20 protein-coding genes, 1 tRNA gene and 1 pseudogene are annotated in these 24,898 nt (G+C 61.6%); 7 read left to right on the forward strand and 15 right to left on the reverse strand.

Annotated features, from left to right (window positions below; all coding sequences use genetic code 11):
- Position 1 precedes the first annotated feature (1 nt).
- Positions 2-1,315: a Y-family DNA polymerase gene (locus CRD60_RS02755; RefSeq protein ID WP_113859785.1), complete on the forward strand. Its 1,314-nt coding sequence runs from the start codon at positions 2-4 to the stop codon at positions 1,313-1,315.
- A 63-nt stretch (positions 1,316-1,378) separates the two neighbouring features.
- Here CRD60_RS02755 and CRD60_RS02760 read toward each other — a convergent pair whose 3' ends face one another.
- Positions 1,379-2,107 carry a ComF family protein gene (locus CRD60_RS02760; protein WP_127975628.1) on the reverse strand — a complete coding sequence of 243 codons (729 nt, stop codon included), beginning with the start codon at positions 2,105-2,107 and terminating at the stop codon, positions 1,379-1,381.
- 261 nt (positions 2,108-2,368) lie between these two features.
- Complete coding sequence (locus tag CRD60_RS02765; RefSeq protein ID WP_201737200.1) at positions 2,369-3,178, reverse strand: HAD-IIB family hydrolase; 810 nt, start codon at positions 3,176-3,178, stop codon at positions 2,369-2,371.
- A 166-nt stretch (positions 3,179-3,344) separates the two neighbouring features.
- On the opposite strand from CRD60_RS02765, the gene CRD60_RS02770 reads away from it, so the two are divergent.
- Positions 3,345-3,773 (forward strand): metallopeptidase family protein, encoded by a 429-nt coding sequence (locus CRD60_RS02770; RefSeq protein ID WP_113859787.1) that lies wholly within the window; start codon positions 3,345-3,347, stop codon positions 3,771-3,773.
- 53 nt (positions 3,774-3,826) lie between these two features.
- On the opposite strand, the gene CRD60_RS02775 is transcribed toward CRD60_RS02770, so the two are convergent.
- The 3 genes from CRD60_RS02775 to CRD60_RS02785 are packed head-to-tail and all read right to left on the reverse strand — an operon-like array spanning position 3,827 to position 8,850.
- Positions 3,827-5,383, reverse strand: coding sequence for a DUF5719 family protein (locus CRD60_RS02775; RefSeq protein WP_113859788.1), 1,557 nt, complete (start codon positions 5,381-5,383; stop codon positions 3,827-3,829).
- A complete protein-coding gene (locus tag CRD60_RS02780) occupies positions 5,380-8,517 on the reverse strand; it encodes a glycosyltransferase family 2 protein (RefSeq protein ID WP_113859789.1) in 3,138 nt (1,045 codons plus the stop codon). The genes CRD60_RS02775 and CRD60_RS02780 overlap by 4 nt, the downstream gene beginning before the upstream one ends.
- Before the next feature lie 33 nt (positions 8,518-8,550).
- A complete protein-coding gene (locus CRD60_RS02785; protein WP_113859790.1) occupies positions 8,551-8,850 on the reverse strand; it encodes a WhiB family transcriptional regulator in 300 nt (99 codons plus the stop codon).
- 395 nt (positions 8,851-9,245) lie between these two features.
- On the opposite strand from CRD60_RS02785, the gene CRD60_RS02790 reads away from it, so the two are divergent.
- The 4 genes from CRD60_RS02790 (at position 9,246) to CRD60_RS02805 (ending at position 14,673) form a co-directional block, all read left to right on the forward strand.
- On the forward strand, positions 9,246-10,628 hold the full coding sequence (locus CRD60_RS02790; RefSeq protein ID WP_113859791.1) for an LCP family protein: 1,383 nt from the start codon (positions 9,246-9,248) through the stop codon (positions 10,626-10,628).
- 67 nt (positions 10,629-10,695) lie between these two features.
- Complete coding sequence (locus CRD60_RS02795; protein WP_113859792.1) at positions 10,696-12,045, forward strand: LCP family protein; 1,350 nt, start codon at positions 10,696-10,698, stop codon at positions 12,043-12,045.
- A 161-nt stretch (positions 12,046-12,206) separates the two neighbouring features.
- Positions 12,207-14,186 carry an FtsK/SpoIIIE domain-containing protein gene (locus CRD60_RS02800; protein ID WP_236630790.1) on the forward strand — a complete coding sequence of 660 codons (1,980 nt, stop codon included), beginning with the start codon at positions 12,207-12,209 and terminating at the stop codon, positions 14,184-14,186.
- 208 nt (positions 14,187-14,394) lie between these two features.
- Positions 14,395-14,673 carry a WhiB family transcriptional regulator gene (locus CRD60_RS02805; RefSeq protein ID WP_113859793.1) on the forward strand — a complete coding sequence of 93 codons (279 nt, stop codon included), beginning with the start codon at positions 14,395-14,397 and terminating at the stop codon, positions 14,671-14,673.
- A 98-nt stretch (positions 14,674-14,771) separates the two neighbouring features.
- Here the strand turns inward: CRD60_RS02805 and CRD60_RS02810 are convergent, their stop codons facing one another.
- Positions 14,772-16,283: a sensor histidine kinase gene (locus tag CRD60_RS02810; protein WP_113859794.1), complete on the reverse strand. Its 1,512-nt coding sequence runs from the start codon at positions 16,281-16,283 to the stop codon at positions 14,772-14,774.
- A gap of 253 nt (positions 16,284-16,536) precedes the next feature.
- On the opposite strand from CRD60_RS02810, the pseudogene trhA reads away from it, so the two are divergent.
- A pseudogene (gene trhA / locus CRD60_RS02815) lies at positions 16,537-17,205 on the forward strand (PAQR family membrane homeostasis protein TrhA); the annotation flags it as partial.
- Between the two features lie 154 nt (positions 17,206-17,359).
- On the opposite strand, the gene CRD60_RS02820 reads toward trhA, so the two are convergent.
- From CRD60_RS02820 to CRD60_RS02860, 9 genes are all read right to left on the reverse strand, one after another.
- Positions 17,360-17,839, reverse strand: a complete 480-nt coding sequence (locus tag CRD60_RS02820) for a GreA/GreB family elongation factor (RefSeq protein WP_113859795.1) — start codon at positions 17,837-17,839, stop codon at positions 17,360-17,362.
- A 129-nt stretch (positions 17,840-17,968) separates the two neighbouring features.
- Complete coding sequence (locus tag CRD60_RS02825; protein WP_113859796.1) at positions 17,969-18,376, reverse strand: FKBP-type peptidyl-prolyl cis-trans isomerase; 408 nt, start codon at positions 18,374-18,376, stop codon at positions 17,969-17,971.
- Between the two features lie 91 nt (positions 18,377-18,467).
- Positions 18,468-19,925, reverse strand: coding sequence for an L-serine ammonia-lyase (locus tag CRD60_RS02830; protein WP_113859797.1), 1,458 nt, complete (start codon positions 19,923-19,925; stop codon positions 18,468-18,470).
- 202 nt (positions 19,926-20,127) lie between these two features.
- A tRNA-Leu gene (locus CRD60_RS02835) sits at positions 20,128-20,208 on the reverse strand.
- A gap of 82 nt (positions 20,209-20,290) precedes the next feature.
- Entirely contained in the window at positions 20,291-21,328 is a 1,038-nt protein-coding gene (locus CRD60_RS02840; RefSeq protein WP_236630791.1) for a Ppx/GppA phosphatase family protein, read from the reverse strand.
- Entirely contained in the window at positions 21,325-22,047 is a 723-nt protein-coding gene (locus CRD60_RS02845) for a DUF501 domain-containing protein (RefSeq protein ID WP_113859962.1), read from the reverse strand. The genes CRD60_RS02840 and CRD60_RS02845 overlap by 4 nt, the downstream gene beginning before the upstream one ends.
- Before the next feature lie 82 nt (positions 22,048-22,129).
- The gene (locus CRD60_RS02850) at positions 22,130-22,690 is read right to left on the reverse strand and encodes an FtsB family cell division protein (RefSeq protein WP_113859798.1); all 561 of its coding nucleotides are present in this window, start codon (positions 22,688-22,690) and stop codon (positions 22,130-22,132) included.
- Positions 22,691-22,790: 100 nt separating this feature from the next.
- Positions 22,791-24,086, reverse strand: a complete 1,296-nt coding sequence (gene eno / locus CRD60_RS02855; RefSeq protein ID WP_113859799.1) for a phosphopyruvate hydratase — start codon at positions 24,084-24,086, stop codon at positions 22,791-22,793.
- Between the two features lie 195 nt (positions 24,087-24,281).
- Entirely contained in the window at positions 24,282-24,782 is a 501-nt protein-coding gene (locus tag CRD60_RS02860) for a GNAT family N-acetyltransferase (RefSeq protein WP_113859800.1), read from the reverse strand.
- Positions 24,783-24,898 lie beyond the last annotated feature (116 nt).

Below are 24,898 nucleotides of genomic sequence, written 5' to 3' on the forward strand. Positions count from 1 at the left end.
CATGGCCCAGTTGCTGGTATTGGCGGACGCCAACTCCTTCTATGCCTCCTGCGAGCAGGTCTTCAACCCCTCACTGGTCGACCGACCGGTGGTCGTCCTTTCCAACAACGATGGCTGCGTGGTGGCCCGGTCCCCCAAGGCCAAGGCCCTGGGCATCAGCAATGGAACACCCTGGTTCCAGATACAGGAGCAGGCCATGGAGGATGGGGTGGTGGCCAGGTCCTCCAACTATGAGCTCTATGCCAGCATGTCGGCCCGCATGATGTCGATCATGGGGCGTTTCCTGCCCGGCCAGGAGGTGTATTCCATCGACGAATGCTTCCTGCGCTCCCCCTGGGGGCCGAACAAGACCATGGAGGTCTGCGCGCGGATGCGGGAGGCGGTGCTGACTGGCCTGGGCATACCGGTCAGTGTGGGCATAGCCCCCACCAAGACCCTGGCGAAAATCGCCAATCACTGGGCCAAGGACCACCCAGCCTCCAGGGGGGTGACACTCTGGAGCCAGACCGAGGAACGCTATGGCGACCAGGCCCTGGCCTCGGTCCCCATAGAGGAGGTCTGGGGTGTGGGCCGCAGGCTCACCCGCAGGCTCCAGGCGCTCGGCCTGGTCAACGCCCTGGATCTACGGCAGGCCGACCGCAGCATGATTCGCCATCGTTTCTCCATAACCCTGGAGCGAACCGTGCTGGAACTTCGCGGCATCGACTGCATTGAGGACCAGCCTGACGCCAACGAAGGCAAACGCAGCGGTCAGATCATCTGCTCGCGCATGTTCTCCCAACCAATCACAGGCTTCGACCAGATGAGCCAGGCCCTTTCGGTCTATTCACAAAAGGCCTGCAGGCGGCTCAGACACCAGGGCAGCCTGTGCTGCCAGGTCAGCGCCTTCTGTGCCAGCAGCCCCTACAACACGGCCAGGGACTACATATCGCTCCATAGGACCCTTCCCCTGCCCAACCCCTCCGACGACCCCCTGATTATCTGCAAGGCGGCCTGCGATGCCCTCCGGGACCCCTTCGACCCCCGAGCCAGCTACATACGAGCCGGGGTGGTGCTGGTCGGCCTGGTGGACAAGGGCGATTATCAGACCCTACCGGGACTGGAGGCTGATCAGGACCGTCATGGCCTGGGGATGGTCCTGGATGAGGTCAACCACCGCTTCGGCGCAGCCAGGGTAGGCATTGGCTACGGCGGCATTCGCGGCCAGGGGAAGGGCGATGAGGATACCGGAGCCAGCTGGACCATGCGTCGTGAGCTCCTGTCACCCAGGTCCACCACCCGTTGGGATGAGATGGCTGTGGTCAGGGCCTCATAATCCCTCCGGGGATCCGCCGGCCAGATGCTCTGCCGATGGCCTGAAGGGGTCGACCTAGCAATCCTACTGAGCGAGCGAATCACCAGACTCAGGGGTGTCGCCAGGGGGCGGGGTCCAGGCCAAGGCCAAGCCACCCAAGACATGGGCACCGGCATCATCCAGAAGCGACAGGCACTCCCCCATGGTCGCCCCGGTCGTGATGATGTCATCTAGCAGAAGAACGCTTTGCCCAGCCACGGCAATCCCAGGGCGAATGGACACATGCCCCTTGATGCGTTGGGAACGCTGGCCGGAACCGGTGGTCTGAACCGCCTTGCCTGGCGCCCCACGCAGGCTGAGGGCCCTGCAGACACGGGTCTCATAGCCCTGGGCCCGCAAGAGCCTGCTCAACATGCGCACCAGCGGCAGCATCTGCCAACGCCCGCGCGCCCGCATGGACCGCCCCGAGGAGGGAGCCGGCAGCAGCAGCAAGGGACGGTCTGTCGACTGGTGTGACTGTGATGCAGGACAAGCCTGCAGTACCTCCACAGCCAACTGAGCCAGTGCCTCAGCCAGGATGGGCTCGCATTCCTCATCGCCATGGTCCTTCCAGGCCAAGATGGCCCGGCGCACAGGCCCACGGTAGAGACCGCAGCTGTAGGCTCCTATGGCGCTTCCCGGCAGTAGGCCCAGCTGCCGGTGGTCCGCCAGTAGCGCTTGGCAATCCGGGCACAGGACCCAGTCGGGCCGGTCACAGCCGGCACAGCCTCGAGGCAGGAGAAGATTCAACAGCTCTCGGGCAAGTGCCCTCACGGTGCCATGCCCCCAGTAGCGGCGGAAACAGCGGCGTGACGGAAGGTTGGAAGAGGGAACGTTCATCTGCCCCGGCCAGCCCTGGCCCCGGCGGTAACAAGTTCCCTGAAGGTGTCCACCGGTCTGGTCTGCCAGACGGTGGGCTTGGATCCATGCTGATGATTGGCTCATCCGTCAAGGCTAGGGTCACGAGTGTGGGCACACAAGCCAGCCGGTCCTATGTGGACGAAGGCTGGCCTGCCATAGCCGGCCCGGGAGTGTCTACTGGCCGGTAGGCCGCAGCTCGGCCAGAAGGCGATCGCACAGCGCCAGGGTGTCCTCCGGGTTGCTCACCCGCACAGCCAGAGCCCCGGCCGCAGCCGCAGGGTAGTCATTCCCTCCGGGGGTCATGCGGTCACCGACCATGACCATGTTGGCGACGGGGATATCGAGCAGCTCACTGAGCTTTCGCACGGCATAGGCCTTGTCGATGCCTTGCTTGGACACATCAATGCTGGTCAGCCCACCTGGGTGAACAGCCAACCGCGGAAGGTCTCGGGCCACAGCTTCAGCCAGGCGCTCTTTCTTCAGGTCTGTGGGGTCCCAACCGAGCTTGGCCTCCTCAGGCGCCAACTGCCCCAAGGCGGAAAAGGTGATCTGACTGCCGCGATCCTCGATCCGCTCACCCCAGACAGGACCCTCCAAGAGTCCATCCTCCTGAGCATGACGCATGAGGGAACGCACGGCAGCATCCCGTTCCTCAGCGCTGAGCACGTAGGAATACTCGCAGTGCCAGGCGCCTTGCACCCAGAGGTAAAGCTGGGTGCCGGTGGCCGGCATGAGATACAGGGACTGCTTGTTGGTCTGTTCATCCAGCATATCCAACACCTGCTTGACGACCAGGTCATGACGGCCACCGGTGATGACCGCCAAGGGAATCAACCTGGTCAACTGTGAGATTCTGGAGGCCATGGCCGGGCTCATGGGCTTACGCGAGAAAGCAAGCGTGTTGTCCAGGTCGAAGGCGAGCAGTCTGGCATCCCTGCACAAGGCCGCGGCATCAACCTGGTCCCAGGAGGGAACCTCGATCATCTCCACCCTTCCCCTCCCTATCTTCAGGCCGGCTATGGGCTTGGACCCCAAGATCCCTGCTGGTTGGGCCCGCGTCAGGCCTAGCAGCTGGCGAAACACTAGACTAACAGTCTAATGCAAGGCGTCGCCTTCGGACAATGCCACGGGATTGTCGTAGACTGGAGGCATGTCCCAACCCCCTTGGCAAGCGCATGTCTATAGAGACCGGCACGGCAGAGGAGTCAGAACACCCATGTTCGGTGTTCGGCTACCCCGCTATCGCTCCTCATCAGGCGGTTTCGACGACATGGTGGCAGCCCAGATCCGGCGGCTGAACAAGGCCTGGCCCCAGATGGTCTCCAGCATCCAGTTCGCCGTGGAGGACGTTCCTCCATCAGGTCCCTTGCCCTGGGAGAGCCATCCCAACCCCTTCTCCCGATCCTTTCCGGCAGGCCGGGGCATTCCCGCCCGTATTGTCCTCTACCGTCTGCCCATGCAGACTCATGCCCGCTCACGGCTGGACCTGCAGCTCATGGTCAGGGACGAACTGGTGGCCCGGCTGGCTGAGCTCTTCGGCCGTCATCCAGAGGACATCGACCCCGACTGGGGCATGTAGGAACCCAGCCACCGATTGCTGGGGCATGCCCGACTCGCCGCAGCTGCCGCCCGCTAGCGGATCAGGTTCTGCTGGAAACTGCCCTTTACCTGCACCTTCTGAGGCTCCAAGGCTGAAGGCTCCAGAACTGCGATTCCTGGAACCTTGGCCTCGTCCAGGTCGGACTGGCTCAAACGGGCCGACCACAGCAGATGGTCCGTGCCCTCCAGGGAGAGAAAAGCCGCCTGGGAATCCAGATCCTCGGCCTTGATGCTCATGGAGGAGTGGGCATGCAGGCTTACCGGCTCCTGCTTAAGCTGCTTGCCGGCGGCATCATAGGCGGTCAGTGTGGCTGAATCGTCCGTATCGGTGGGGTTGACCACCGTAAGTAGAGCGCGGGTCTGGGCTGGCAGGGCGATGGCCGAGTGGGCCCCATGTGCCCGGTATGGCTGGGCGAAGGCATAGTCCACCTTGTCTTCCTCGCCCTTGAGTGACAGCTTGGCTTGAGCCCAGAGGGCATGCTTGGACTGGACGGACAAAGCATTGGCTCCCTGCGGCACCTGGCCCAAGTCGATGACGGAGACCTTGCCCGCCGGCAGATGCACCTCCTTGGCCGGAGTTGAACCTTCGGCATTGATCCAGTCGAGGGATATATCCGTGTCCTGAGATGGGGCAAGGGCCAACTGCAAGCCATCGCCTTGGGCCACAGCAGGGATGATGCCGGATTTCAACCGAGTCCCTAGGGGCATGACAAAGTCCGAGCCGCGCGGGTTGAGACCATCCATGGTCACGGTGCGAACCACCGCCGCCACTGCGGTCTGTTCACTGGAGACCTCCACCAGCAGTGCCTCCTGGCCTGGGGCTGCCGCCGAGAGGTCCACCGACTTCTCTCCATGGGCGGGCACACTGACAGTATCGCCCGTCGCCAAGCTGACAGGTCCGGCCTTGTCCGTGCCACGGGCCGAGAGGGTCAAACGGGTGGCCTTGGATGAGGGGTTCGTCAGTATCAACTCCTGGGTGACTCCGGAGGTTGTCTTGGACAGCAGGAAGGTATGCTGTAGGGCAGGGGCCTGGCAGGGAGCCGCGGCGAGCCCCTGCAAATCCCCCTCGGTCGCCCAGGATGCCGTGGCTCCAATGGTGCCGCTGCCTGACTTGGCATAAAGCAGACCGGATTCAATGATTTGGGCACTCTTGTCGGCCTGGCCCTCGGCCGTCTTGATGGAATCCTTGCCGGCGGCCTCCCCATTGGTGAGGTGTATGGTGTCGAAGGCACCGGACTTCAGCGGATCGACTGTGGCCCGGTAGACCGAACCGAAGGCCCCATACCTGGCCGATGAGCTGAGGTTTCCCACGGATGTCTGGAACTCCTTGTCCCCGTAGGCACTTGCATCAGCCAAGCCCATACGCTCCGGACAATAGGTCTGGTAGCGGCTCTGGCTGATGTCTTCGGATGTGGCTGAGGAGGCCGCAGCTGAACCACCATCTCTCATGAAGGCCGGGGGGCGAAAGAGCAGCATAAGGGCGAGGATGCCAAGGAGGACCAGTACCGTCACTGCACCCAGACTAAACTTGACCGCGCGTCCTGGGCGCCTGGCGGTCTGGCCGTTCACCTGTTCGTCTTGCTTGCTCATGCCATCTCCCGTCCATGGCGACCCCAGCGGGGAAGCGCCACCAAACAGTATATGAAGAGGACGATACCCACCATCCACAGCCACAAATAGCGCCAGAAGCTGTCTTGGGCCTGATGCTGCCCAGCCAGGGCTATGCCCTGCTGGTTGATGTCCACCTGGGTGAGCCTATAGTAGGTCCCCGAATCACCGGTAACCACCGATTGGGTGCCGTCTGAAGCGTTGATGTTGCTCAGCAGCTGCTGGTAGGCCTCCTCCGAGTCGGCATCGCCACCGGCTGGAAGCACATAGATGCCACCGAAGCCGAGCTTGCTGATATCGGCCACAGCCTGTGAATCCGCATGGGCGAACAGGCTGGCACTGGCCTTGGTCAGCAGCACCTGGTTGGCATCTGGAGGGTTGAAGGCGTTGCGCACCTGCAGGGCGGCGGAGGAATCCATCAGATCACCGCGACCGGTACGCATGACGGACCAGTCGATGGTATTGTCCGAGCCAGGGCGGATGGCCAGGATCCGGCGGGATTCATTCGCCGCCAGATAGTCAGTGGCCACCATGGGCAAGGCGTCATGACTGACCCTCACATCATCCTTGGATGAGGACAGCCCGTAGACGGCCCAGGAGCAACATGCCGCCAAGAGCAGCAGGACCATAAGCACGCGTCCGGACTTGACCAGCCAACTGTTGGCGCCGGCCAGGAGTCCTGGAGCGGCCTCAAGAGCGATTGGCCCGGACTGGGTCTGGGAGTCCCTCAGGGACCGGTAGGGTTTGACCGCTGGACCTGTCAGCAGGCACAGGCAGGACAGGAGGGCCATAAGGGCAAGACACACACCTGGCAGGACCGAGCCAGCCACCTGCCCCTGAGCATCGACACGGACCAGCAAGAGGGCCGAAGCCGTAGCGGTACCAGCCCCGGCCAGGGCCACCACCCACATCATGCGCGAGAGGCGTAGGGCGAAGGGCAGGAAGAGAGCCAATATGGCCAAGAGCAGCACCATGGCAAGAACCAGCATGGTCAGCTTCCCCAGGAGCCCCAGCTGCGTCCAGAAGGACAGGAAATCACCAGCATCCAAGCCTAATGCCTTGGTGAAGACCTCCAGCAGGTTCAAGGCCCGAGGACCACCCTGGACCGTGGACGCCGGCAGCATGGCATCGGCGAACAACTGCCGCCAAGCGCCTTCCTGTGCGAACTTGATGGAGTTGACAATGGTGGGGGCGATGGCGAAGGCCGAGGGAATGGGAATGAGCAGGAGCATGGTCCTGTGCCTGGGGGTGACCAGCAGGAACACTAGGAAAATCGCAATCAGCGGCAGCAGGAGCTGGGGTTCCGCCGCGACCACGGGGATGAAGCATAGGGCGGCGCAGCCTGCGGCCTGGACGGAGGAATGTGGGCTGACAGGGTCTTCGGTCTGATAGAGTCCCACCGCCCTGAAGGTGAAGGCGAAGGATGCGGGCAGGAAGATCATGACAGTCAGCATGGGCAGATTGGCGCTCTGGTATAGGCCCAAAGCCAACCCCAGACAGGCCCAGAGCAGTCCAGAGGAGGCCCTGACACAGTCGGAACGGGTGAAGATTCCGGCCAGGGCCCAGAAGGACAGGGCGCTCAGGGGTGCGGCCAGGAAGAAGATGAGGCTGATGGCCGCCGCAGGGTGCCCCAAGGTCAGCATAGAGGCCAGGAGCCATACCTGGAGCCAGGGCAGGGGTGGGGCCGGCAGACCGGTGCTGAAGCCATAGCCCCAAGGGGTGCTGGCGGCCTGGGCCAGCTGTTTCATGCTGGCATCAGTTGCCAGGAGTCCTGATGATGATATGGGGTCGCCACTCAGGGCCGCCAGGAACAGGTCCCAGTGGGTCACCAGAATAAGAGCCACGGAGACCAAAGCCATGATTATGGCCAGGCTCCACCTGACCAGGGCACGCCTGCGCAGGTGGGTCAGAGCCAAGGGACTGAGCAGTACCGTATGCTGCTGGCTATCGAAGGCCTTGCAACGATCGCGCCACTGACCTATCTGCTTGCGATCAGCCTGAAGGACAGTCAACCTCTGTTGCGAGGTCGTGGCCTGGGCTACCAGCAGATGCCTGGCACCAAGGGCCGGCAGAAGGGAGACCAGCAGCCGCCAAGGCATAAACAGGGCGCAGCAGGCCTCGTAGGGGCGCTTGGCAAACAAGAGTCTCACGCTGGAGATCAGAGCCTTGAAGAGCCCAAGGATCCACAACAAGGGCCACATGAGGGCGGGCTGATCAGTATAGTAGTAATCCTCCTGGGCCTTCATCACGCCCCGGGCAGGGTTAAGGATCTCATCCTGCGTCAATGGCTCGCCACTGCGGGAACGAACCCCCTCGAACCTGGCACGCCGGTGGGCCATCTTGGCCCCCGGAACAACAACCACTCGGCCACCGCCCAGGCATATTCTCCGGCAGAAATCCGCGGCCTCGCCAAAGCTGCCGAACCAGGAGTTGATCCCTTTGAAGCGTGCAAGGGTTTCCAGGGGCAGCAGACAGCCCACCAGGGATACGGCGAACACGTCACCACGCCCGTCATACTGCTCCTGGTCGGGCTCACCGTCCACCACCAGGGAGCGGATGCTGTGTCTGCCCGCGTAATAGCCGACATCATGGAGGTTCTCTCCGGACCAGTCCAGCTGCTTGGCCCCCAGGAGGCAGGCCGTGGGCGCATTATGCCAGGCCTCCACCAGGGATTCCAGGCAGTGCCCATCAGCGGGACGCGAATCGTCATGCAGGAGCCACAGGCAACGGATGGCCGGGTCCAAATTGGCATAATGCAAGGCCTTGGTCACGGCATCACCGAATGACTTGGCTCCCTTGGCCCGGACCAGCTGAATATCGACGGTCTTCATGACCGGCATGGCCACATCCAGCCCCCCAGGGTGGGATAGGACCTCGATACTGGTATGGATGGGCTGGTCCACCTCGCCGGTGCAATCAGCTACCACTATGGTCGAAGGAAGCACACAACCCGACAGGACCGCTCGCAGACTGTGGGGAAGGAAACGCAGGTCCTCCTCCACTGTCATGACGGCCGCCACCGACTCATTGACATCCTGGTGTTCCACATTCTCCGGGCGATGTTCAATCAGGTCCGTCAGAACCTGCCGGATATTGCCAATGGCCATTGCATTCATGCTTCCAGTGTACGCATAAGCATATGACAGCACTCAGATTTGCCTCTTGTGTTCCTTTTTATAGCGGCGACGTTCCCGCTCACTCATGCCGCCCCAGATGCCAAAGCGTTCGTCATGGTCCACGGCCCAAATCAGGCACTCCTCCCTGACCTCGCATTCAGCGCAGACCTGCTTGGCGTCCCTGGTGGACCCACCCTTCTCTGGGAAAAATGATTCAGGATCCGTTTGCGCGCACAGCGCCCTTTGCTGCCAGGCTAGGCTTGAATCCGGCTTGAAGAGCCCCCAGAGTACATTCTCCGGAGTCTCCGTTTCGTCTTGCGTCAAGCCCCACATGTCAAGCTCCTTGGGTTGCATTCCACCTATCGTGCCCCCCCACGCTCAGAGTAAATTACACACATGTCACTTGGCCTTTGTCAAATGTTTCAGCGTGTCTATCCACACAATCCCGCAGGCTTGTGCTATTCGTATACTCGTGCATATGCCCCGATTCCGGCGTTGAATCATGCCCGCATCCCTCGCTCAAGGGTGAGGCGGCCCGCACGAGGCCCTGCTGCTGGCCAGACCCACACTGTGGAAAGACCGCGAAGATTCGGTAAAAAAACCTGTGGGCATCGGCCCTTTCTCAAGCTTTCTCATGCTGTCGGTCTACAATCGAATGGTTTGCTGCCTTGTGGCGCCGCCCAAGATCGCGAACACATCAAGGGTACCCAAAAGGAGGAAGGCCGCGCATGGCAACCACGCATCATGGAGCACCACACCCCCCCAATGTCGCCGGGTTCAGGCATGTGCGTCCTCGCCACAGCCACGGTTACCGCTTCCACCATACCTTGCGGACCGTGCTCATATGCATCCTGGCGGTGGTCCTGGTAACCCCCGGCTCTGCGGCCGCCATGGCCTGGTTCCAGATCAACCATCTGGTCGAGGAAAGCGGGGTCAAGGTCCTCACCACCGGCAAGCACAAGGAGCTGCCCAAGATCGATCCCAATGCAGGGAAGACCATCAACATCCTCCTCATCGGCCAGGATACGCGCGATGGCAAGGACAACGCGGCACTGGGCGATTCGGACGGGACCGACGCCAACAGCCACCAGGCGGATACGACCATCATTGTTCAGATCAGCGCCGACCGCTCCTATATCAATATGGTCTCCATCCCCAGGGACTCCATCGTCAATGCCCCCAGCTGCCAGACCAGCAAGGGAACCATGCCGGCCAGGTACTCGGTCATGTTCAACTCCATATTCGCCGAAGCCTGGAACAGGGGCGGTGATGTCGATTCCGCGGCCAGTTGCGCCATGGCGGCGGTCAATGACCTGACCGGTTTGGACATACCTGACTTCGCGGTCGTCGACTTCCGCGGGCTGGTCGACATGATCGACGCCAACGGAGGCGTGGACATCTGCGTTCCCGTCGACACCGACGACGACTATACCGACCTGCACCTGGAGAGGGGCCTGCAGCACCTGGACGGCATCAAAGCCACCCAGTACGCCAGGATGCGCCATGGAACCGGCACCGACGGCTCGGACATCATGCGCACCACCCGCCAGCAGTATCTCATCAAGGAACTCATCAAACAGGCCATGCACAAGAACCTGCTCACCCACAGCGATGAGCTCTACCGTCTATCGACCACAGCCCTCAAGTCCATCAATATCAGCGAGAACATGGCCAACACCAATGTGCTGGTTGGACTGGCCATGAGCCTGAGGAATCTTGACACCAACCGCATCTACTCCCAAACCGTTCCCGTCATCCCGGCACCAAGCAACCCCAACCGTGTGATCTGGAGCGACCAGGCCGATGGGATCTGGGAGAAGATGCGCCAGGGCCAAGCCCTGACGGATGCGCCGGAACCGGCCACGAACAAGGAAGCGAACGATGGGGGCAGCGACGGTGTGACACCGCAGGCCCCAGAAGATGCCGAACCCCAACCTGATCCCCAGACCGGATTGATCACCAACAGCGACGGCAGCCTGACTGATCCCAACACCGGCGGCACCGTTGACCCTGAGAATGGCTCGATCCATGACCCTAACACCGGCCAGTACATCGGCATAGCCGATCGCTATCTGAATCTCACCGTCTGTGCGGTTCCTGCGAAGAGTTGATCGGAAGTTCAGACCCCCAACACCGCAATATGCGAGAGTAGCTGAGGCAATCTGTAAGGGAGGTAGTATGAGCGAGGAATCCGGCAACCCCAATGGGCGCGATACTCCTCCTAGCTTTGTTCCCGTGGCATCACGGGCCAGAAAGGCTCCGGTTGCCCAGGCCTCTTCCCAGCCCCCGGCCGTCAAGCCTTCGACCAGGAAGACGAGAACCTCACGCCCGAAGGCCAATGGTCACGCCCAGCAACTGCCAACCTACCCACCGGCCTCAGCAAGGCAGGATGAGGGGCAGCCCAGAAGTTTCAACCCTCCTGCTTCCCGGTCCTCATCAAGCGCCCAGACCCGTCAGCCCAGACGCTCCCAAGGGTCAACCGGGCAGATTCCCGCAGCCACAGCCCTGCCAGGCCAGAAGCAGGCCGGGCTGCCCAAAGGCTCAGGATTTTCCGGAACCGCTTCAGCCACAGTCAGGAAGGTCCATCACCCAGGTAAGATTGTTGCGGCCATTGTGGTGACCCTGGTGGTGCTGCTGGCTCTGCTGGGGTTCGGCAGCTGGAACTGGGTGGATCAACGACTGAGTAAATCCCCCTGGCTGACCGGCAGTCCCAAGGGGCCAGCGACATCATGGCTCATCCTGGGATCGGACGAACGGGAGAACGGTATCGGCGGCACGGAGAGCGATGTTCCAGGCTTCAGAACCGATACCATCCTGGTGCTCACCAAACCCAAGCACGGCAGCAGCTCCCTCATCTCCATCCCGCGTGACACCTTGGTCAGGATCCAGGGAACCTACCTCAAACTCAATGCGGTTGACCAACTCTACGGGCAGCATGCCGTGGTCGATCAGGTCGAACAGGTCAGCGGGCAGAAGATCGACCATGTCATCCAGATCAAGTTCGGCGGTTTGACCCAGGTCGTTGATGCCCTGGGTGGCATCAAGCTCTGCTATGACCAGTCCGTTGACGACCCCTATTCCGGTCTCAAGTGGACGCCGGGTTGCTCCATGGCGGACGGGGGTACCGCCCTGGCCTTCTCCAGAATGCGCTATGCCGATGTCAAGGGTGATTTCGGACGTGCCGAACGCCAACGCATGGTCATCGCCGCCATTACGAACAAGGCCATGTCGGCCGATACCCTGACCAATCCCTCCAAGCTCAAGAAAGTGGCCGAGGCCTCCTTGGGTGCTACAACTGTGGACGACAAGACCAATCCGGCCATTCTGATCGGCATGGCACGGGCCTTCCACAGTGCCTCCGGCAAGCAGGGCGTCACCGGAAGCGTCTACTGGACCGACCCCGATTATGAAGTGGATGGCGTAGGGTCGACCGTCCTTCTTGACAAGGATAAGAACCTCACCCTCTTCGAGGAACTGGTTGCGGGAACCCATAAGCCCGGCACCGTGGGCACCCTGGCCGCCGGTTAGGGTAATCCGGGCGCGTGCGGCCTTACTATTCAGTGAAACACGCCGGTAGGGCGGGCCTTCGACCACAGAGGTCGCTCTCGGTCACAGTCACAGCCTTTTGACGGCATACTTGCACCATGGCAGACAGGGGCAAGGGTGCGAGACGGCACCGGCGGCGACGTGTGGCAAACGGCAGCACAAGGGGATCCGGGAGCGGCTCGCAGGCGAGGACTGGCGGCAACTCAGCTGGGTCGGGAGGGGCCGATATTCGGGGGGTATTCTCCGGCAAGGCCCAACTGCTGACCAGCTACCTACCTACCCTCATCTCCCAGTTGGGCATGCTCATCTTCATGGTCGTCAGCGGCCGAGGAGGCTATGGGCTCATGCTGCTACCCGGCATCATTGGCATGGTCCTCTCCCTCTGGCTGAATCTCAGACCCCGGCCCAAGGGCGGTGACCGGGAACGGGGGTCATGGGAGCAGCCGAAATCCGGGACAACGGCGACGGGGGCATCCGGTCAGCCCGGCCTTGACATACCGGCCCAGCCTTACGATTTTGCTGCCATTAAGGCCCCCTGCCTGGAGGACCTCCTGGCACTGAACGGCAGGGACGATCCACTGGTGTGGAGGACCATTCTGCGTCGCTGGATGGATCCAAGCGGGCTGCGCGCCAGCTTCTCCATGACCCAATCGGGCCCCTTGGCCCTTGATCTTGACCGTCAAGGACCGCATGCGCTACTGGCCGGCACCACCGGGTCAGGGAAATCCGTGCTCCTGCAAAGCTGGTGTCTGGCTTTGGCGCTGGCCAACCCTCCCGAACGCCTCCATTTCATCTTTCTGGACTTCAAGGGTGGTTCCGCTTTCAACCGTCTGGAAGGTCTGCCGCATACCGTGGGCAGTGTATCCGACCTGGACCTCCAGCACGCATCCCGGGCACTGAGGGCACTGGAGCAGGAACTGCGGGAAAGGGAACTGCTGGTCGCCGGGGAACGGGTGGCATCCGTAGCCATGCTTCGAGAGCCGCCCGCAGACCTGGTCATAGTGATTGATGAGTTCTACGCCTTGCGTAGCCAACTGCCGGATTATGCGGACCGGTTGGTCAGGGTGGCTTCCCTGGGGCGTTCCCTGGGCATGCACCTGATCGCCTGCACGCAAAACCCCCTGGGCCAAGTCAGCGCCGACATGAAAGCCAACATGAGCATGAACATATGCCTTCGGGTACGGGACGGCATGCAGTCCAAGGAGCTGCTCTCCAGCGCGGTTGCAGCCTCCATAAGTCCCCTTATGCCCGGCGCCGCATTTTGCGATGACGGGCATAGCCTGCAGGCCCTGCGTTGCTCACCCATCAGGAACATGGATACCCTCCTTGAGGCGGTGGCGAAAGCCCAGGCCTTCCGCCTGGGACCCGGCCGGGCGAAGGCCCTCTTTACCTCTCCCCTGCCCCGGGAAATCAAGGACCTGGCCCCCTATTGCGAGGTCTGCCCCCAGGCTTCTTCCGCAGCAATCCCCTTCGCCCTGGCTGACGACGGCATCTCCCTCTTCCCACTAAGCCTCCCCATCGGACAAGGCAACATCGCTGTGATTGGAGCCGCCGCCCGGGGCAAGAGCACCCTCCTGGCCACTCTGGCTACGACGGCAGCTCAGGTCCCCTCCCTGTCAGTCGAAGTCTGGAGGCAAGGCTTGCCCGGTTGGCAGACCATAGGGATCACCAGCGCGGCAGGGTCCCTGGGGAGCCAGTGGCAGGGCTTGGCAGACGATAGCCCAATCGATGCGCCTGGCACACCAGGGGGTCAGGGAACCAAGCGGTCGGACCTGCCTGGCGCCAGGCAGGTCCTGCTGGTGGACGATGCGGATGAGTTCCTCGACCCCATGCGGCAAGGCAAGATCCGTGACCGCTTTCACCGGGCCTTGGCAGACCCGGATGTAACCGTGGTCTTCGCCTTGGAAAGCTCCCGCCACCTGCGCCTGCCGGAACATTGCTCCGGGAGGATAGTCTTCGCCTCCGGAGAACGGCCAGTGGACCTGATGAATGGCATTCCCTCGGCTCTACTGGCCCAGTCCAGTCAGGATGACTTCAGACTGCCGGGCAGGGGCTTTCTCATCCACCAGGCCCAGGCAACCGCCCTGCAATGCCTCTTGCCGACAGAACAAAGCGGGTGCTGATGGGCCGGCAAGCCACCATGGTCATCTGTGGGCGGAAAGGATGGATATGGTCAGGCTTTTCGACAAAACTCTTGAAAAGTCGCCTTGTTCGTGCTTATCTAGAACAAGAATCAAGTGAAAGATGCCATTACCACCCGTCCTTTATAGGCCTGGAGCCCAGGCCCATGAGTGGGTGATGGATCCATCGGTAGAAGGAGAACAAGGAACGATGAGCAATGCCTTTGATTGGAGAGCCAAGGCCGCATGCCGGGACAAGGACCCTGAACTGTTCTTCCCCGTGGGTAACACGGGTGCCGCCTACCAGCAGATCGAAGAGGCCAAGGCCGTATGCCGAACCTGCAAGGTGATTGATGCTTGCCTCAAGTGCGCCCTGGACACCAACCAGGACTATGGAGTCTGGGGTGGCCTGAGTGAGGACGAGCGTCGTTCACTCAAGCGCCGTGCCATGCGGGCTCGCCGTACCCAGAACATGCAGATGTCTGTCTGATCTCCTCGAACACCTTGTTGTCAGCGGGGGTGCCTTCCAGCCCATGGAAGGCACCCCCGCTTGTTTGCCAGTCGAAACGACCGACAGCCTGGCTTACCTTACGAGAGCATGCCGCTGTCCGCGCTCTCGTCCTGGGCAGCCCGCAGCTTCATCTCCAGGACCACCTTGGTGCCTCCCTCACGGCGGGGTTTCCATGTCACCGTTCCGCCGAAGTCGTTGGTCACGAAGGTATTGATGATCTGGGTGCCCAGCCCAGAACCGGAGGACCTGGCCATGCCGTTGTTCTCCTCGGTATCCAAGCCGGATCCATCGTCCTCAACCACCACATTGAGGTTGTTGCCACCCCGGCCCACCGACACCGTGATATGCCCCTCCGTGCAGCCCTCAAAGCCATGCTCTACCGCATTGGTGATGAGCTCGGTGAGCACCAGGGAGAGGGGGGTGGCGTCCTGCGCCGGCATCATGCCGAACTTGCCCACATAGGAGATGTGAATCTTCTGGTCCTTCATGGAGGCCAAATCAATGCTCATCTTCAGGAGGTTGGAGATGACCTTGTCGTAATCCACAATCTCGTCTGCGGTCTGGCTCAGCCCCTCATGAACCATGGCGATGGTCTGGACCCGCCTCTGCGCCTCCTCGAGCTCTTTCTTGACCTCCCGGGAATCTGTCTTGCGGGCTTGGAGCCTAAGCAAGGCGGAGACCGCCTGGAGGTTGTTCTTGACCCGGTGGTGGATCTCGGATATGGTCGCGTCCTTGGTCTGGATCTCCTTTTCCCTCCTGCGCAGCTCGGTCACATCCCTGCACAGGATCACGGCTCCATTGCGACCCTCGGCATCGAAGATCGGCAGGGAGCGTATGGAGATGGCTGACCGGCTGGCGCACAGTTCCGAATCCACAGCCGCCTTACCCGACAGCACCAGGGGCAGGCTTTCTGGTACTGGGTCATTGTGGTGGAGGAGCTGGGTGCCGATCTCGCTGAGGTACTGGCCCTGGAGGGTGGTGCGGGCGCCCAACCTACGGAAACAACTGATGGCGTTGGGCGAGGAATAGCGGACGATCCCATCGACGGTCAGTAGGATGAAGCCGTCGGACACCCTGGCATTGTGCCGCTGGTTCATGACGGGATTGCTATAGGGAAACTGCTCCCTGGGGATCATCTCAAAGAGCTGCTTGCCTGCGTTGATGCTTTCCGACTCATAGCGTCCGTTGGATTCCCTGGTCGACATGTTGGTCTCCCGGACCACCAGCCCCAGGGTCTTGCCATGGTGCCGTACCGGTGCATAGACGTTGCAGACCGTGGCCCTACCGACCTTGCGCAGGCGAGCCGAACGCAGGACCCCAGAGGAGGCCATGGCCGTGTCCAGTTCCTCCACCATATCCGCAGGAACCGGATTGCCGACCACATCGTCGATGCGCAGGGTCATCACCGTGGAAGGCCTGCACTGTTCCGCCACGGCATATTTACCCGGCTCGGTGGGCAGGATGAGCAGGAGGTCGGCGAAACTGAGGTCCGCAATCACCTGCCAGTCGGCCACCAGCTGGTGGAGCCACTCCCGGTCGCTCTCATCAAGGTTGGATCTGGTGGTCAGAAAATGAGTGAAATCAGCCATGCCACCATCATACGCAATCCCATGGGGCGGCGTTCCAGCCTCCTCCCCCAGCTGACCCAGCCCAGGGTCGGTCGTCAAGAGGCCGTGGATGTCGGAATCGGTGGAACTGTCACAGCAGTAAGTTACGATAGCGTAAGCTACGCAATCGTAACCAATGCTGGAACACCTTGACAAGGAGGTGCCCATGAATGCCGCAGCCACAGGTCGCCAATGCCCGGAGAACCGGGACCGGACGGCCCCACCTGCACCCACCCGAAGAATACGGCTGGATGTTCACGGCCGGCCCAAACCCCTTCTGCGTGGGTGGATCCATGCCATCGCCGCGCCACTGGCCCTAGCCTCCGGCATCGTCCTCATCTGCCTGGCCCAGGGCACCGCGTTAAAATGGGCTTGTGCCGTCTTCATGTTCAGCTCCCTGATTCTCTTCGGCAATTCCGCCCTCTACCACCTGGGTGATTGGTCCGAGACAACCACGGACATCCTGCGGCGGATCGACCATCTCAACATCTTCCTCCTCATCGCCGGCACATACACACCCGTGTCGTTCGCCCTGGCACCAGCCTGGCGCAATGGCATCATAGCAGGCATGTGGCTATGCACCAGCGCGGCCATGATCATCCATGTGCTCTGGATATCCGCTCCCCGCTGGCTCTACACCATGGTCTACATCGTCTTCGGTGTCTCGGGAATAGCTTTCATGGGCCTCTTCTGGCTCTCCCCTGCCGCCGGTCCGGTCGTGGTCATCCTACTCATCGCCGGAGGTGCCTGCTATATCGCCGGAGCCATCGTCTATGCCCTACGCCGGCCCGACCCCTGGCCCAGGATCTTCGGCTTCCATGAGATCTTTCACCTGGGGACCGTCGCCGGCTACAGCTGCCATGTGGTGGCCATCTACATGGTCATCATCAACCTATGGCATTAGCCGCCCAGGGTTCTGGCACGGCCAGGTTGCCCTGATTCAAGTCCATGCCCGGAACTGGTGGCAGTGGGACCCACCATGCATGCAGGCTTGGCATTGACGGTGCCCCGCCTTCTACGTCGGGACACCGTCGGGAACAGCAGCTGCAGGGAGGATGCTAGTTGAGGGGGATGGACTCCTTGATGGTCACTGAAATCTCCCGTCCATTGGGGGCCTTGTAGGAGACTTCCTCTCCCTGTTTGGCACCCATGATGGCCTGCCCGATCGGCGATTCCGGGCTGATGACGTCATAGTCCGTGGCCACGGCGAGATCACGGGAGCCGACCACATATTGCACGGCCCTACCTGCCATATACAAGGTGACCAGGGAGCCGTTGCCGACGATCCCCGCCTTGGGGGCCTTGAGAATCTCAGCGTTGCGCAGCTTGACGATGAGCTCGTTGACTCGGCCCTCGTTCTTGCCCTGCTCCTCGCGTGCAGCCTGGTAACCGCCGTTTTCGGAGAGGTCTCCCTCGGCCCGGGCGGCCGCTATGCGCTCGGTGATCTCGTCCCGGTAGTCGCCTTCGCGCCAGGCGAGCTCCTTCTGTAACTTGTCGTATGCCTCCTGCGTGAGCAGGACGGTCTTTTCCTCGGCCATGTTTCCTCCTGACCTTCCATGAAGTACGGATGCTGCGTATGTTCGCCAAGTCTAATACAGCATGTTGTGCTTCCTAGGCATGCCATATGAAAAACGCCGGGGAAAACCCGGCGCCAGACTCTGCTGCTGTCAACGGGTCTCGATGATATCGATCACAAAGACAAGGGTGTCATTCCCTTCGATGCCGGCCTGGGGAATGCCCCTGGAGCCATAGCCATATTCGGGAGGGATGCTGACCAGCAGACGGGATCCGACATTGTGACCCGGAACACTCTGGTCCCAGCCCCGGATGACCTGCCCCACGCCGATTCCAAAGGAGGCTGGCTGGTGGCGGTCGAAGCTGGAGTCGAAGGGGTCTTCCCTGCCCCAGGCCACCCCATGGTAGTTGACGGTGACGGTATCTCCCCTACGGACCATGGGCCCATTACCCTCAACCAATTCGACGGTCTTCAGGCCTGCAGGCGCAGGACCATCTGGAAAGCTGATGATGGGCTTGGCGCCGAACTCGGCATTCACCTGGGGCATAGTGGCAGTCATGTGACCTCCTTGTAGACAACGCCAATCACTCTAGCACGATTGCCGGGGCTTGCCCAGCCTAGAGGCCATGACCTGCCTAGGGGCCCTGGGGTCAGCATTCCACCACATTGACCGCCAGACCGCCTTTGGAGGTCTCCTTGTACTTGGACATCATGTCCTGGCCGGTCTCCTTCATGGTCCTGATGACCTGGTCGAGGGTCACCAGATGGGACCCGTCGCCCAGCAGGGCCATGCGCACGGCGTTGATGGCGGTGTTCGAGGCCATGGCGTTGCGTTCAATACAGGGCACCTGGACCAGCCCACCCACCGGGTCGCAGGTAAGACCCAGGTGGTGCTCCATGCCAATTTCCGCCGCATTCTCCACCTGCCGGGGAGTGCCTCCCATGGCTGCGCACAGGCCGGCCGCAGCCATGGAACAGGCCGAGCCGACCTCACCCTGGCAGCCGACCTCAGCCCCGGAAATCGAGGCGTTGCGCTTGAGGAGGTAGCCAATGGCGCCGGAAGTCAGCAAGAAGCAGACAATGCCATCCTCATCAGCGGCCGGAACAAAGCGCCAATAATATTCCAGGACCGCTGGCATGATGCCGGCCGCACCATTGGTGGGGGCGGTGACCACCCGTCCACCTCCGGCGTTTTGCTCGCTGACCGCCAAGGCGAAGAGATTGACCCAAGCCACAGCCGAGTCCTCCAAGGCCGACTTGGCCATATGCAGGTCAGCCTGCATCGGGTCCGAGCCGACCGTCAACCGCCGGTATATATCAGGGGCACGACGCCGGACATCCAAGCCACCGGGAAGAATCTCCTGCTTGCTGGTGCAGCCCTCACGAACACACTGGTCCATGACCCCCCAAATCTCCAACAGTCCCTGCCGTACCTCCTCGGCCGAGCGTATGGAGGTCTCGTTGGCCCAGATGATCTCGGAGATACCCATCTGGTGATGCTCGCACAAGGCCAGCAGCTCGTCTGCTGACGAAAAATGATAGGGGGCTTCGGGCGCAAAATCCACACCCTCAACCTCATCCGTGGCAGGCTGCTCGTCATGGGAGGGGTTCTCGTGAATGCCGATCAGCGGGTCATCGACATGGCCCTGCCGGACAAAGCCGCCGCCAATGGAATACCAGACCTGCTCATCGACTGTCTGCCCAGAGGCGGACCAGGCGGTGAAGCGCATGCCATTGGGATGCTCCGCCAGCATCTGCCACTGTTCAAATACCACATCACGCCCATAGTCGAAGGCTATCTCCCGCCTACCACCCAGGACCAGTCGCCCTGAACTCTCGACCTCGCTACGGATGTTCAGGAGATGGTCGGTGTCGACCTGCTCAGGAGTATTGCCCTCCAGGCCCGCCACCGCGGCCCTGTCGGTCCCATGACCCATGCCGGTCAGGGAAAGGGAGCCATAGAGGATGACCTGAACCCTGGACACCTGACCCAGCACCCCCGACCTATCGAGGGCATCGACAAAAGCCTTGGCCGCACACATAGGACCCACGGTATGGGAGGAACTGGGTCCGACTCCAACCGTGAACATATCAAGAATGCTGAACATGAACCCTATCCTAGTGGAAGATGGATCGTAGACCAAAGGCATCGGCAGGCAACATCTCAAGCCGCCACCGGCTGGCCCTTGCTGGCAACCGCTTCAATGTGCACAATCACTGGCGCCTGTATCTGTTGAGGGGCCACTTTGATGTGTGGGAACGATTCCACAAGACCAGCCTGCTGCCGCTACAGGATGCCACCACTGCCAGTACCCCCGGTGGGACTCGAACCCACAAGCCTTACGGCGGTTGATTTTAAGTCAACTGCGTCTACCATTCCGCCACAGGGGCACGGAGATAATATAGCATCGTTGGCATACAGTGGCCGCCTGCGAGGCACCGCTACGAGTGTCGCCGCCGCCCCTGCAGCCAATCATGACCGCTTGGCCAGCAACTTCCTCCCATAATCCAGCACCAAGCCATCCAGGAGCCCATGCTCACTGGATATGAAGGAGTCCAGGTTCCGCCCCTGGGTTTCCGTGACTGCCTGTGCCAACCTGACCAGAATCCTGCTCCAGACCAAGGCTCCACCCGCGGCCACATCAACACGTCCGGGGTGAATGGTCTTGCAACTGCGCAGCTGGGTCCGGCTCGACCTCAGCACCCGTTCGTCGACTGCCAGGGCATCCTGGATGCTGATCCGGGCACCGTCCACGGCGGCATGGTCGTATTGCGTGAGGCCCAGGGCCAGGGCCGCCATGGTGGTCACCGTGCCGGAGACACCAATGATGCTGCCCGTTCTGCCGACCTGGATCCGCTTGAAGGCTTGGTCGATATGCCTGTTTATGTCCGCCACGGCCTCCTGGATCTGCTCATCGGTCGGCGGGGCGTCCAACAAATGCCGTTCGGTCATCCGCACCGAACCGATATTCATGGATAGGGCCTCGCGCACCTGGTCTGCAGGGCTCTCGACCCCATCTCCGCCCAGAACGAACTCGGTCGACCCCCCTCCCAGGTCGACGACCAGGTATGGGGCCCTCAGGGAGTCCTGAGGCAGGCTGCTGCAAGCGCCCAGAAAGCTCAGGGCCGCCTCTTCCGTGCCTGTAATGACCTCTGGCCGAACACCGAGGATGGATTCCATGCCGTCCTCGAACTCTTGCCGGTTCTCGGCATCCCGTGAGGCCGAGGTCGCAACGAAGCGCATACCTTCCACAGGGTACTGCCGCAGCACACGCGCGAACTCCCCCGCCGCCGCGAAGGCCCGGTCCAAAGCCTGGGGCGAGAAGCTGTGGGTCTGGTCGACCCCCTGCCCCAGGCGTATGACCCGAAGCATACGAGGCAGGAGGTCATGACTGCCCTTCTGGTCGACCCTGGAGACCTTGAGTCTGATGGAGTTGGTACCGCAGTCAATGCCGGCGACCACCACAGCATCCTTGGTCTCAGGCTCACGCCCTTGCAGATCATCCGTCACTGACCGACCTCCAGCCCGAACTCAGTGGTGTTCGCCAGAGTTTCAGTGTCCTCATAGTCCAGGGAGCATCGGCATACAGCTGCGTCGAACTGGTCCTCTATGGCGGCCAGGGTCATGTCGGCTATGGGGTTGCTGCCTGGTCCCATGACCAGCCCCTGGGCCAGCAGGGCATGAAGACACTTGACCCGGTCGGGCATGCCTCCGGCGCTGATACCGGCTATATGCTCCTCGCCGTCGCCGGTCAGCCGTGCCAATTCCTGGCGGAAGGCCAGATAGAGTTCATGGGCGTGCCCATAGGCCTGAGCCAGGTCGGGGTCTTCGGCAAGACGATTGGCATAGTCCCGCATGATCCCCTGGCCTTCAAGCTGCGACACGGCCTTCACCGCCTCGGGACTGGTCAGGTAACAGCTGGTCGGAAAGGGAATGCCGCCAGGTAGGACCGGTCGGGTGATGACAGCCAGGGGTTTTCCACAGGCGCAACGGGCACCCACCGCTAGCATGCCTCGGGGAAAACGCCCCAGCTGCCTAGTGACCAGGTCCTGGTCCCGGGGATCAAGCGGCTGTTCCAGCAGATGGTCGGCCAGTTGGCGGACCCAGTCGAATTCCGGACCGGCGAACCTGTATCGGTACTGCCGTTCCTCCTGAGGCTCGGGTCCCTGCCCTGAGTGGGTCAGATCTGCCTGGTCGCTGTGCTGGGTCCGATGGTCATGTGGATTCATGTCCCCATCCTTCATTGTGTTGAATGCTTTGTCTTGGGCCTGCGGCCCATGCCTGCCGACTGCATCATGGCAGGTCATGGGACTACTGCTGATGGCCAGCATCCGGCTGCTGAGCGGGCTGAGGTGCTTCCTGGCCACCACCGGTCGCCGCCTGATTCCCCTTTTGCGGCTGCGCCTTTGAGGGCGCAGGCTCGTCCGCCTTCTGGAAGGCGTATGCCAGTTCGCTGTACCATGGCAGGGCCTGGTTGTCACTGGAGGATCTCTTGTCACTGCCAGCCTTGTCCTTGAGCTGGTCACCGCCGGTCACGACCTCCGGGTGCTCCACCTGTACGGACTGCTCACCAGGGAAGACGAAGCCCAGACGCTCCCTGGCCTGTGCGGTCACGTAGGCCTTGTCGTTCCACCGGGAGATGTCATTCTCAAGATCCTGCTTCCTGGCCGTCAGACTGGCCTCCTGCTTCTTGAGACCATTGAGTTCCGCCGTATTCAGGGCATAGGTGTGAAAGGTCGATAGGAGCTGGATGGAACCCAGGGCGATGATGAACAAGCAGATGAAGAAGGCGACCGGGCCGGAACTGGCTGACTTGGGCCGTGGCGTACGGGTCTTGGTTCGTGCCTTGCCTGCAGAAGTCGACTTGCTCATAGCTACGAAAATACCCGTCGCATTCGACTTGGGAACACGACGGGCATAACCCCTATGGAAGCTTCACACGGGAATCCCTCCCATGTTGGCCAACCAGTGGTTACTTCATGTACTTCTTGCAGGCCTTGAAGGCGGAGTAGCCAGCGTACTGAGCGGTGGAGCCCAGCTCCTCCTCGATCTCCAGCAGACGGTTGTACTTGGCGATACGCTCGCCACGAGCGGGGGCACCGGTCTTGATCTGGCGGGTGTTCTTGGCGACGGCCAGGTCGGAGATGGTGGTGTCGGGGGTCTCACCGGAACGGTGGGAGACCATGGAGGTGAAGCCGTTGGCCGTGGCCAGCTCGATGGCGTCGAGGGTCTCGGTGACGGTGCCGATCTGGTTGAGCTTGACCAGGAGGGAGTTGGCGGCCTTGAGGTCGATGCCCTTCTGCAGGCGCTTGGGGTTGGTGACCAGGAGGTCATCTCCCACGAACTGCAGGCGGTCGCCCATGGCTGCGGTGATCTTCTGCCATGCGTCCCAGTCCTCCTCGGCGAAGGGGTCCTCGATGGAGACCAGGGGGTACTTCTCGACCAGGCTCTGGTAGTAGTCCAGCATGTAGTCGGCGTCGCGGTCGTCACCGTCGAAGCGGTACTTGTTGGTCTCCTTGTTGTAGAACTCCGAGGAGGCCACGTCCAGGGACAGGCCGATCTGCTTGCCGGGCTCGTAGCCGGCCTTCTCGATGGCGTCCATGATGTACTTGAGGGAGTCCTCGTTGGACTTCATCTTGGGGGCGAAACCACCCTCGTCGCCCAGACCGGTGTTGAAGCCGTCCTTCTTGAGGACGGACTTCAGGGTGTGGTATACCTCGACACCCGCACGCAGGGCCTCGCTGTAGGTCTCGAATCCGTAGGGGGAGATCATGTACTCCTGGATGTCCGTGGCGAAGTCCGCGTGGGCACCACCGTTCATGATGTTCATGTTGGGAACGGGCAGGATATGGCCATTGGTGCCGCCGATGTAGCGGTAGAGGGGAAGCTCGGCGGACTCGGCCGCGGCATAGAGGGCGGCCAGGGAGACGCCCAGGATGGCGTTGGCGCCCAGCTTACCCTTGTTGGGGGTGCCGTCCAGCTCGATCATGGTCTCGTCCAGGGCGCGCTGGTCGCTGGCGTCCATGCCGATGACCTTGGGGGCGATGATCTCGTTGACTGCCTTGACGGCGTCAAGAACACCCTTGCCCATATAGCGGGACTTGTCGCCATCGCGACGCTCCCAGGCCTCGGCCTCACCGGTGGAGGCGCCGGAAGGCACCAGGCCCAGTCCCTGAGCACCATCAACGGTATCCAGAACGACCTCTACGGTCGGGTTTCCACGGGAATCAAGAATTTCGCGCGCGTATACGCTTTCAATTGCTGCCACAACTACTCCTTTAACGTTTGGTTGATTGACACTCATCAGGATAGTTGCTTTTGTGGACGAGAGCAGGCAAATCAGCCACAAAGTTACGTTAGCGCTAACAGTCCATGTTTTGCAATACACTACAACTTGGCTTACCTGGCAGGTCCATCAGCATAGACCGCCGACCTGGAAGCCATTCCTGGCCCCGCCTGAACCCTAGAGCAGCATCTCCATGGTGGTCTTCTGTGGTTTGAGTCCCAGGGCCCGGTAGAAGCCAAGGGCTTGCTCGTTGCCCTCCCAGACATTGAGCGTCAGATTGTAGCAGCCTATGGAGGCCGCATACTCACGAACATGCCTGAACAGGGCCTGGCCCAGATGTCTGCCCCGTGCCGCCTTATCCACGCATAAGTCATCCAGGTAGAGGGTCCACAGGGGGTTCATGGCTCGGTTGCCGGAATCCTGGACCAGCCGGGTGAAGGCATAGCCAAGGACCTTGCCACTGTGCGGGGCCACCGCCGCGAAGACCGGACGGTCGAAATCCTCCAGAATCCGGGCCAGGTCCCCCTTGTCGTACTTGGCGCCATCGGGGTGGAAGAGGTCGGGACGCAAGCTGTGGTGCAACTGCAGTGTCTGTCTGAGCAAGCTATGAATCCCATCAATATCGTCAGCTTGCGCACTGCGCACCTCAACGGACACATCTTTGTCGGCAGTCGTCATTGTCTGCACCTTCCATCCTGGTATGCGGCGCCCAGACAGGTCTGAGCGCCGTTGGTACTCACACCCTAACCAAGAGTGACAGCACAGGCCCCATCCTTCCCATTATCCGATATGTG

It is taken from the genome of Bifidobacterium aemilianum (assembly GCF_003315635.1).
Taxonomy (GTDB): domain Bacteria; phylum Actinomycetota; class Actinomycetes; order Actinomycetales; family Bifidobacteriaceae; genus Bifidobacterium; species Bifidobacterium aemilianum.

What these genes read in the sequence shown, in the direction of transcription:
- CRD60_RS02845 (WP_113859962.1), bottom strand. Translation starts at nt 22,047, where the DNA reads ATGAATCCACATGACCATCGGACCCAGCACAGCGACCAGGCAGATCTG.
- CRD60_RS02790 (WP_113859791.1), top strand. Translation starts at nt 9,246, where the DNA reads ATGGCAACCACGCATCATGGAGCACCACACCCCCCCAATGTCGCCGGG.
- CRD60_RS02850 (WP_113859798.1), bottom strand. Translation starts at nt 22,690, where the DNA reads ATGAGCAAGTCGACTTCTGCAGGCAAGGCACGAACCAAGACCCGTACG.
- CRD60_RS02780 (WP_113859789.1), bottom strand. Translation starts at nt 8,517, where the DNA reads ATGAATGCAATGGCCATTGGCAATATCCGGCAGGTTCTGACGGACCTG.
- CRD60_RS02825 (WP_113859796.1), bottom strand. Translation starts at nt 18,376, where the DNA reads ATGACTGCCACTATGCCCCAGGTGAATGCCGAGTTCGGCGCCAAGCCC.
- CRD60_RS02810 (WP_113859794.1), bottom strand. Translation starts at nt 16,283, where the DNA reads ATGGCTGATTTCACTCATTTTCTGACCACCAGATCCAACCTTGATGAG.
- CRD60_RS02860 (WP_113859800.1), bottom strand. Translation starts at nt 24,782, where the DNA reads ATGACGACTGCCGACAAAGATGTGTCCGTTGAGGTGCGCAGTGCGCAA.
- CRD60_RS02785 (WP_113859790.1), bottom strand. Translation starts at nt 8,850, where the DNA reads ATGTGGGGCTTGACGCAAGACGAAACGGAGACTCCGGAGAATGTACTC.
- CRD60_RS02765 (WP_201737200.1), bottom strand. Translation starts at nt 3,178, where the DNA reads ATGATCGAGGTTCCCTCCTGGGACCAGGTTGATGCCGCGGCCTTGTGC.
- CRD60_RS02755 (WP_113859785.1), top strand. Translation starts at nt 2, where the DNA reads ATGGCCCAGTTGCTGGTATTGGCGGACGCCAACTCCTTCTATGCCTCC.
- CRD60_RS02830 (WP_113859797.1), bottom strand. Translation starts at nt 19,925, where the DNA reads ATGTTCAGCATTCTTGATATGTTCACGGTTGGAGTCGGACCCAGTTCC.
- CRD60_RS02820 (WP_113859795.1), bottom strand. Translation starts at nt 17,839, where the DNA reads ATGGCCGAGGAAAAGACCGTCCTGCTCACGCAGGAGGCATACGACAAG.
- CRD60_RS02805 (WP_113859793.1), top strand. Translation starts at nt 14,395, where the DNA reads ATGAGCAATGCCTTTGATTGGAGAGCCAAGGCCGCATGCCGGGACAAG.
- CRD60_RS02795 (WP_113859792.1), top strand. Translation starts at nt 10,696, where the DNA reads ATGAGCGAGGAATCCGGCAACCCCAATGGGCGCGATACTCCTCCTAGC.
- CRD60_RS02770 (WP_113859787.1), top strand. Translation starts at nt 3,345, where the DNA reads ATGTCCCAACCCCCTTGGCAAGCGCATGTCTATAGAGACCGGCACGGC.
- CRD60_RS02775 (WP_113859788.1), bottom strand. Translation starts at nt 5,383, where the DNA reads ATGAGCAAGCAAGACGAACAGGTGAACGGCCAGACCGCCAGGCGCCCA.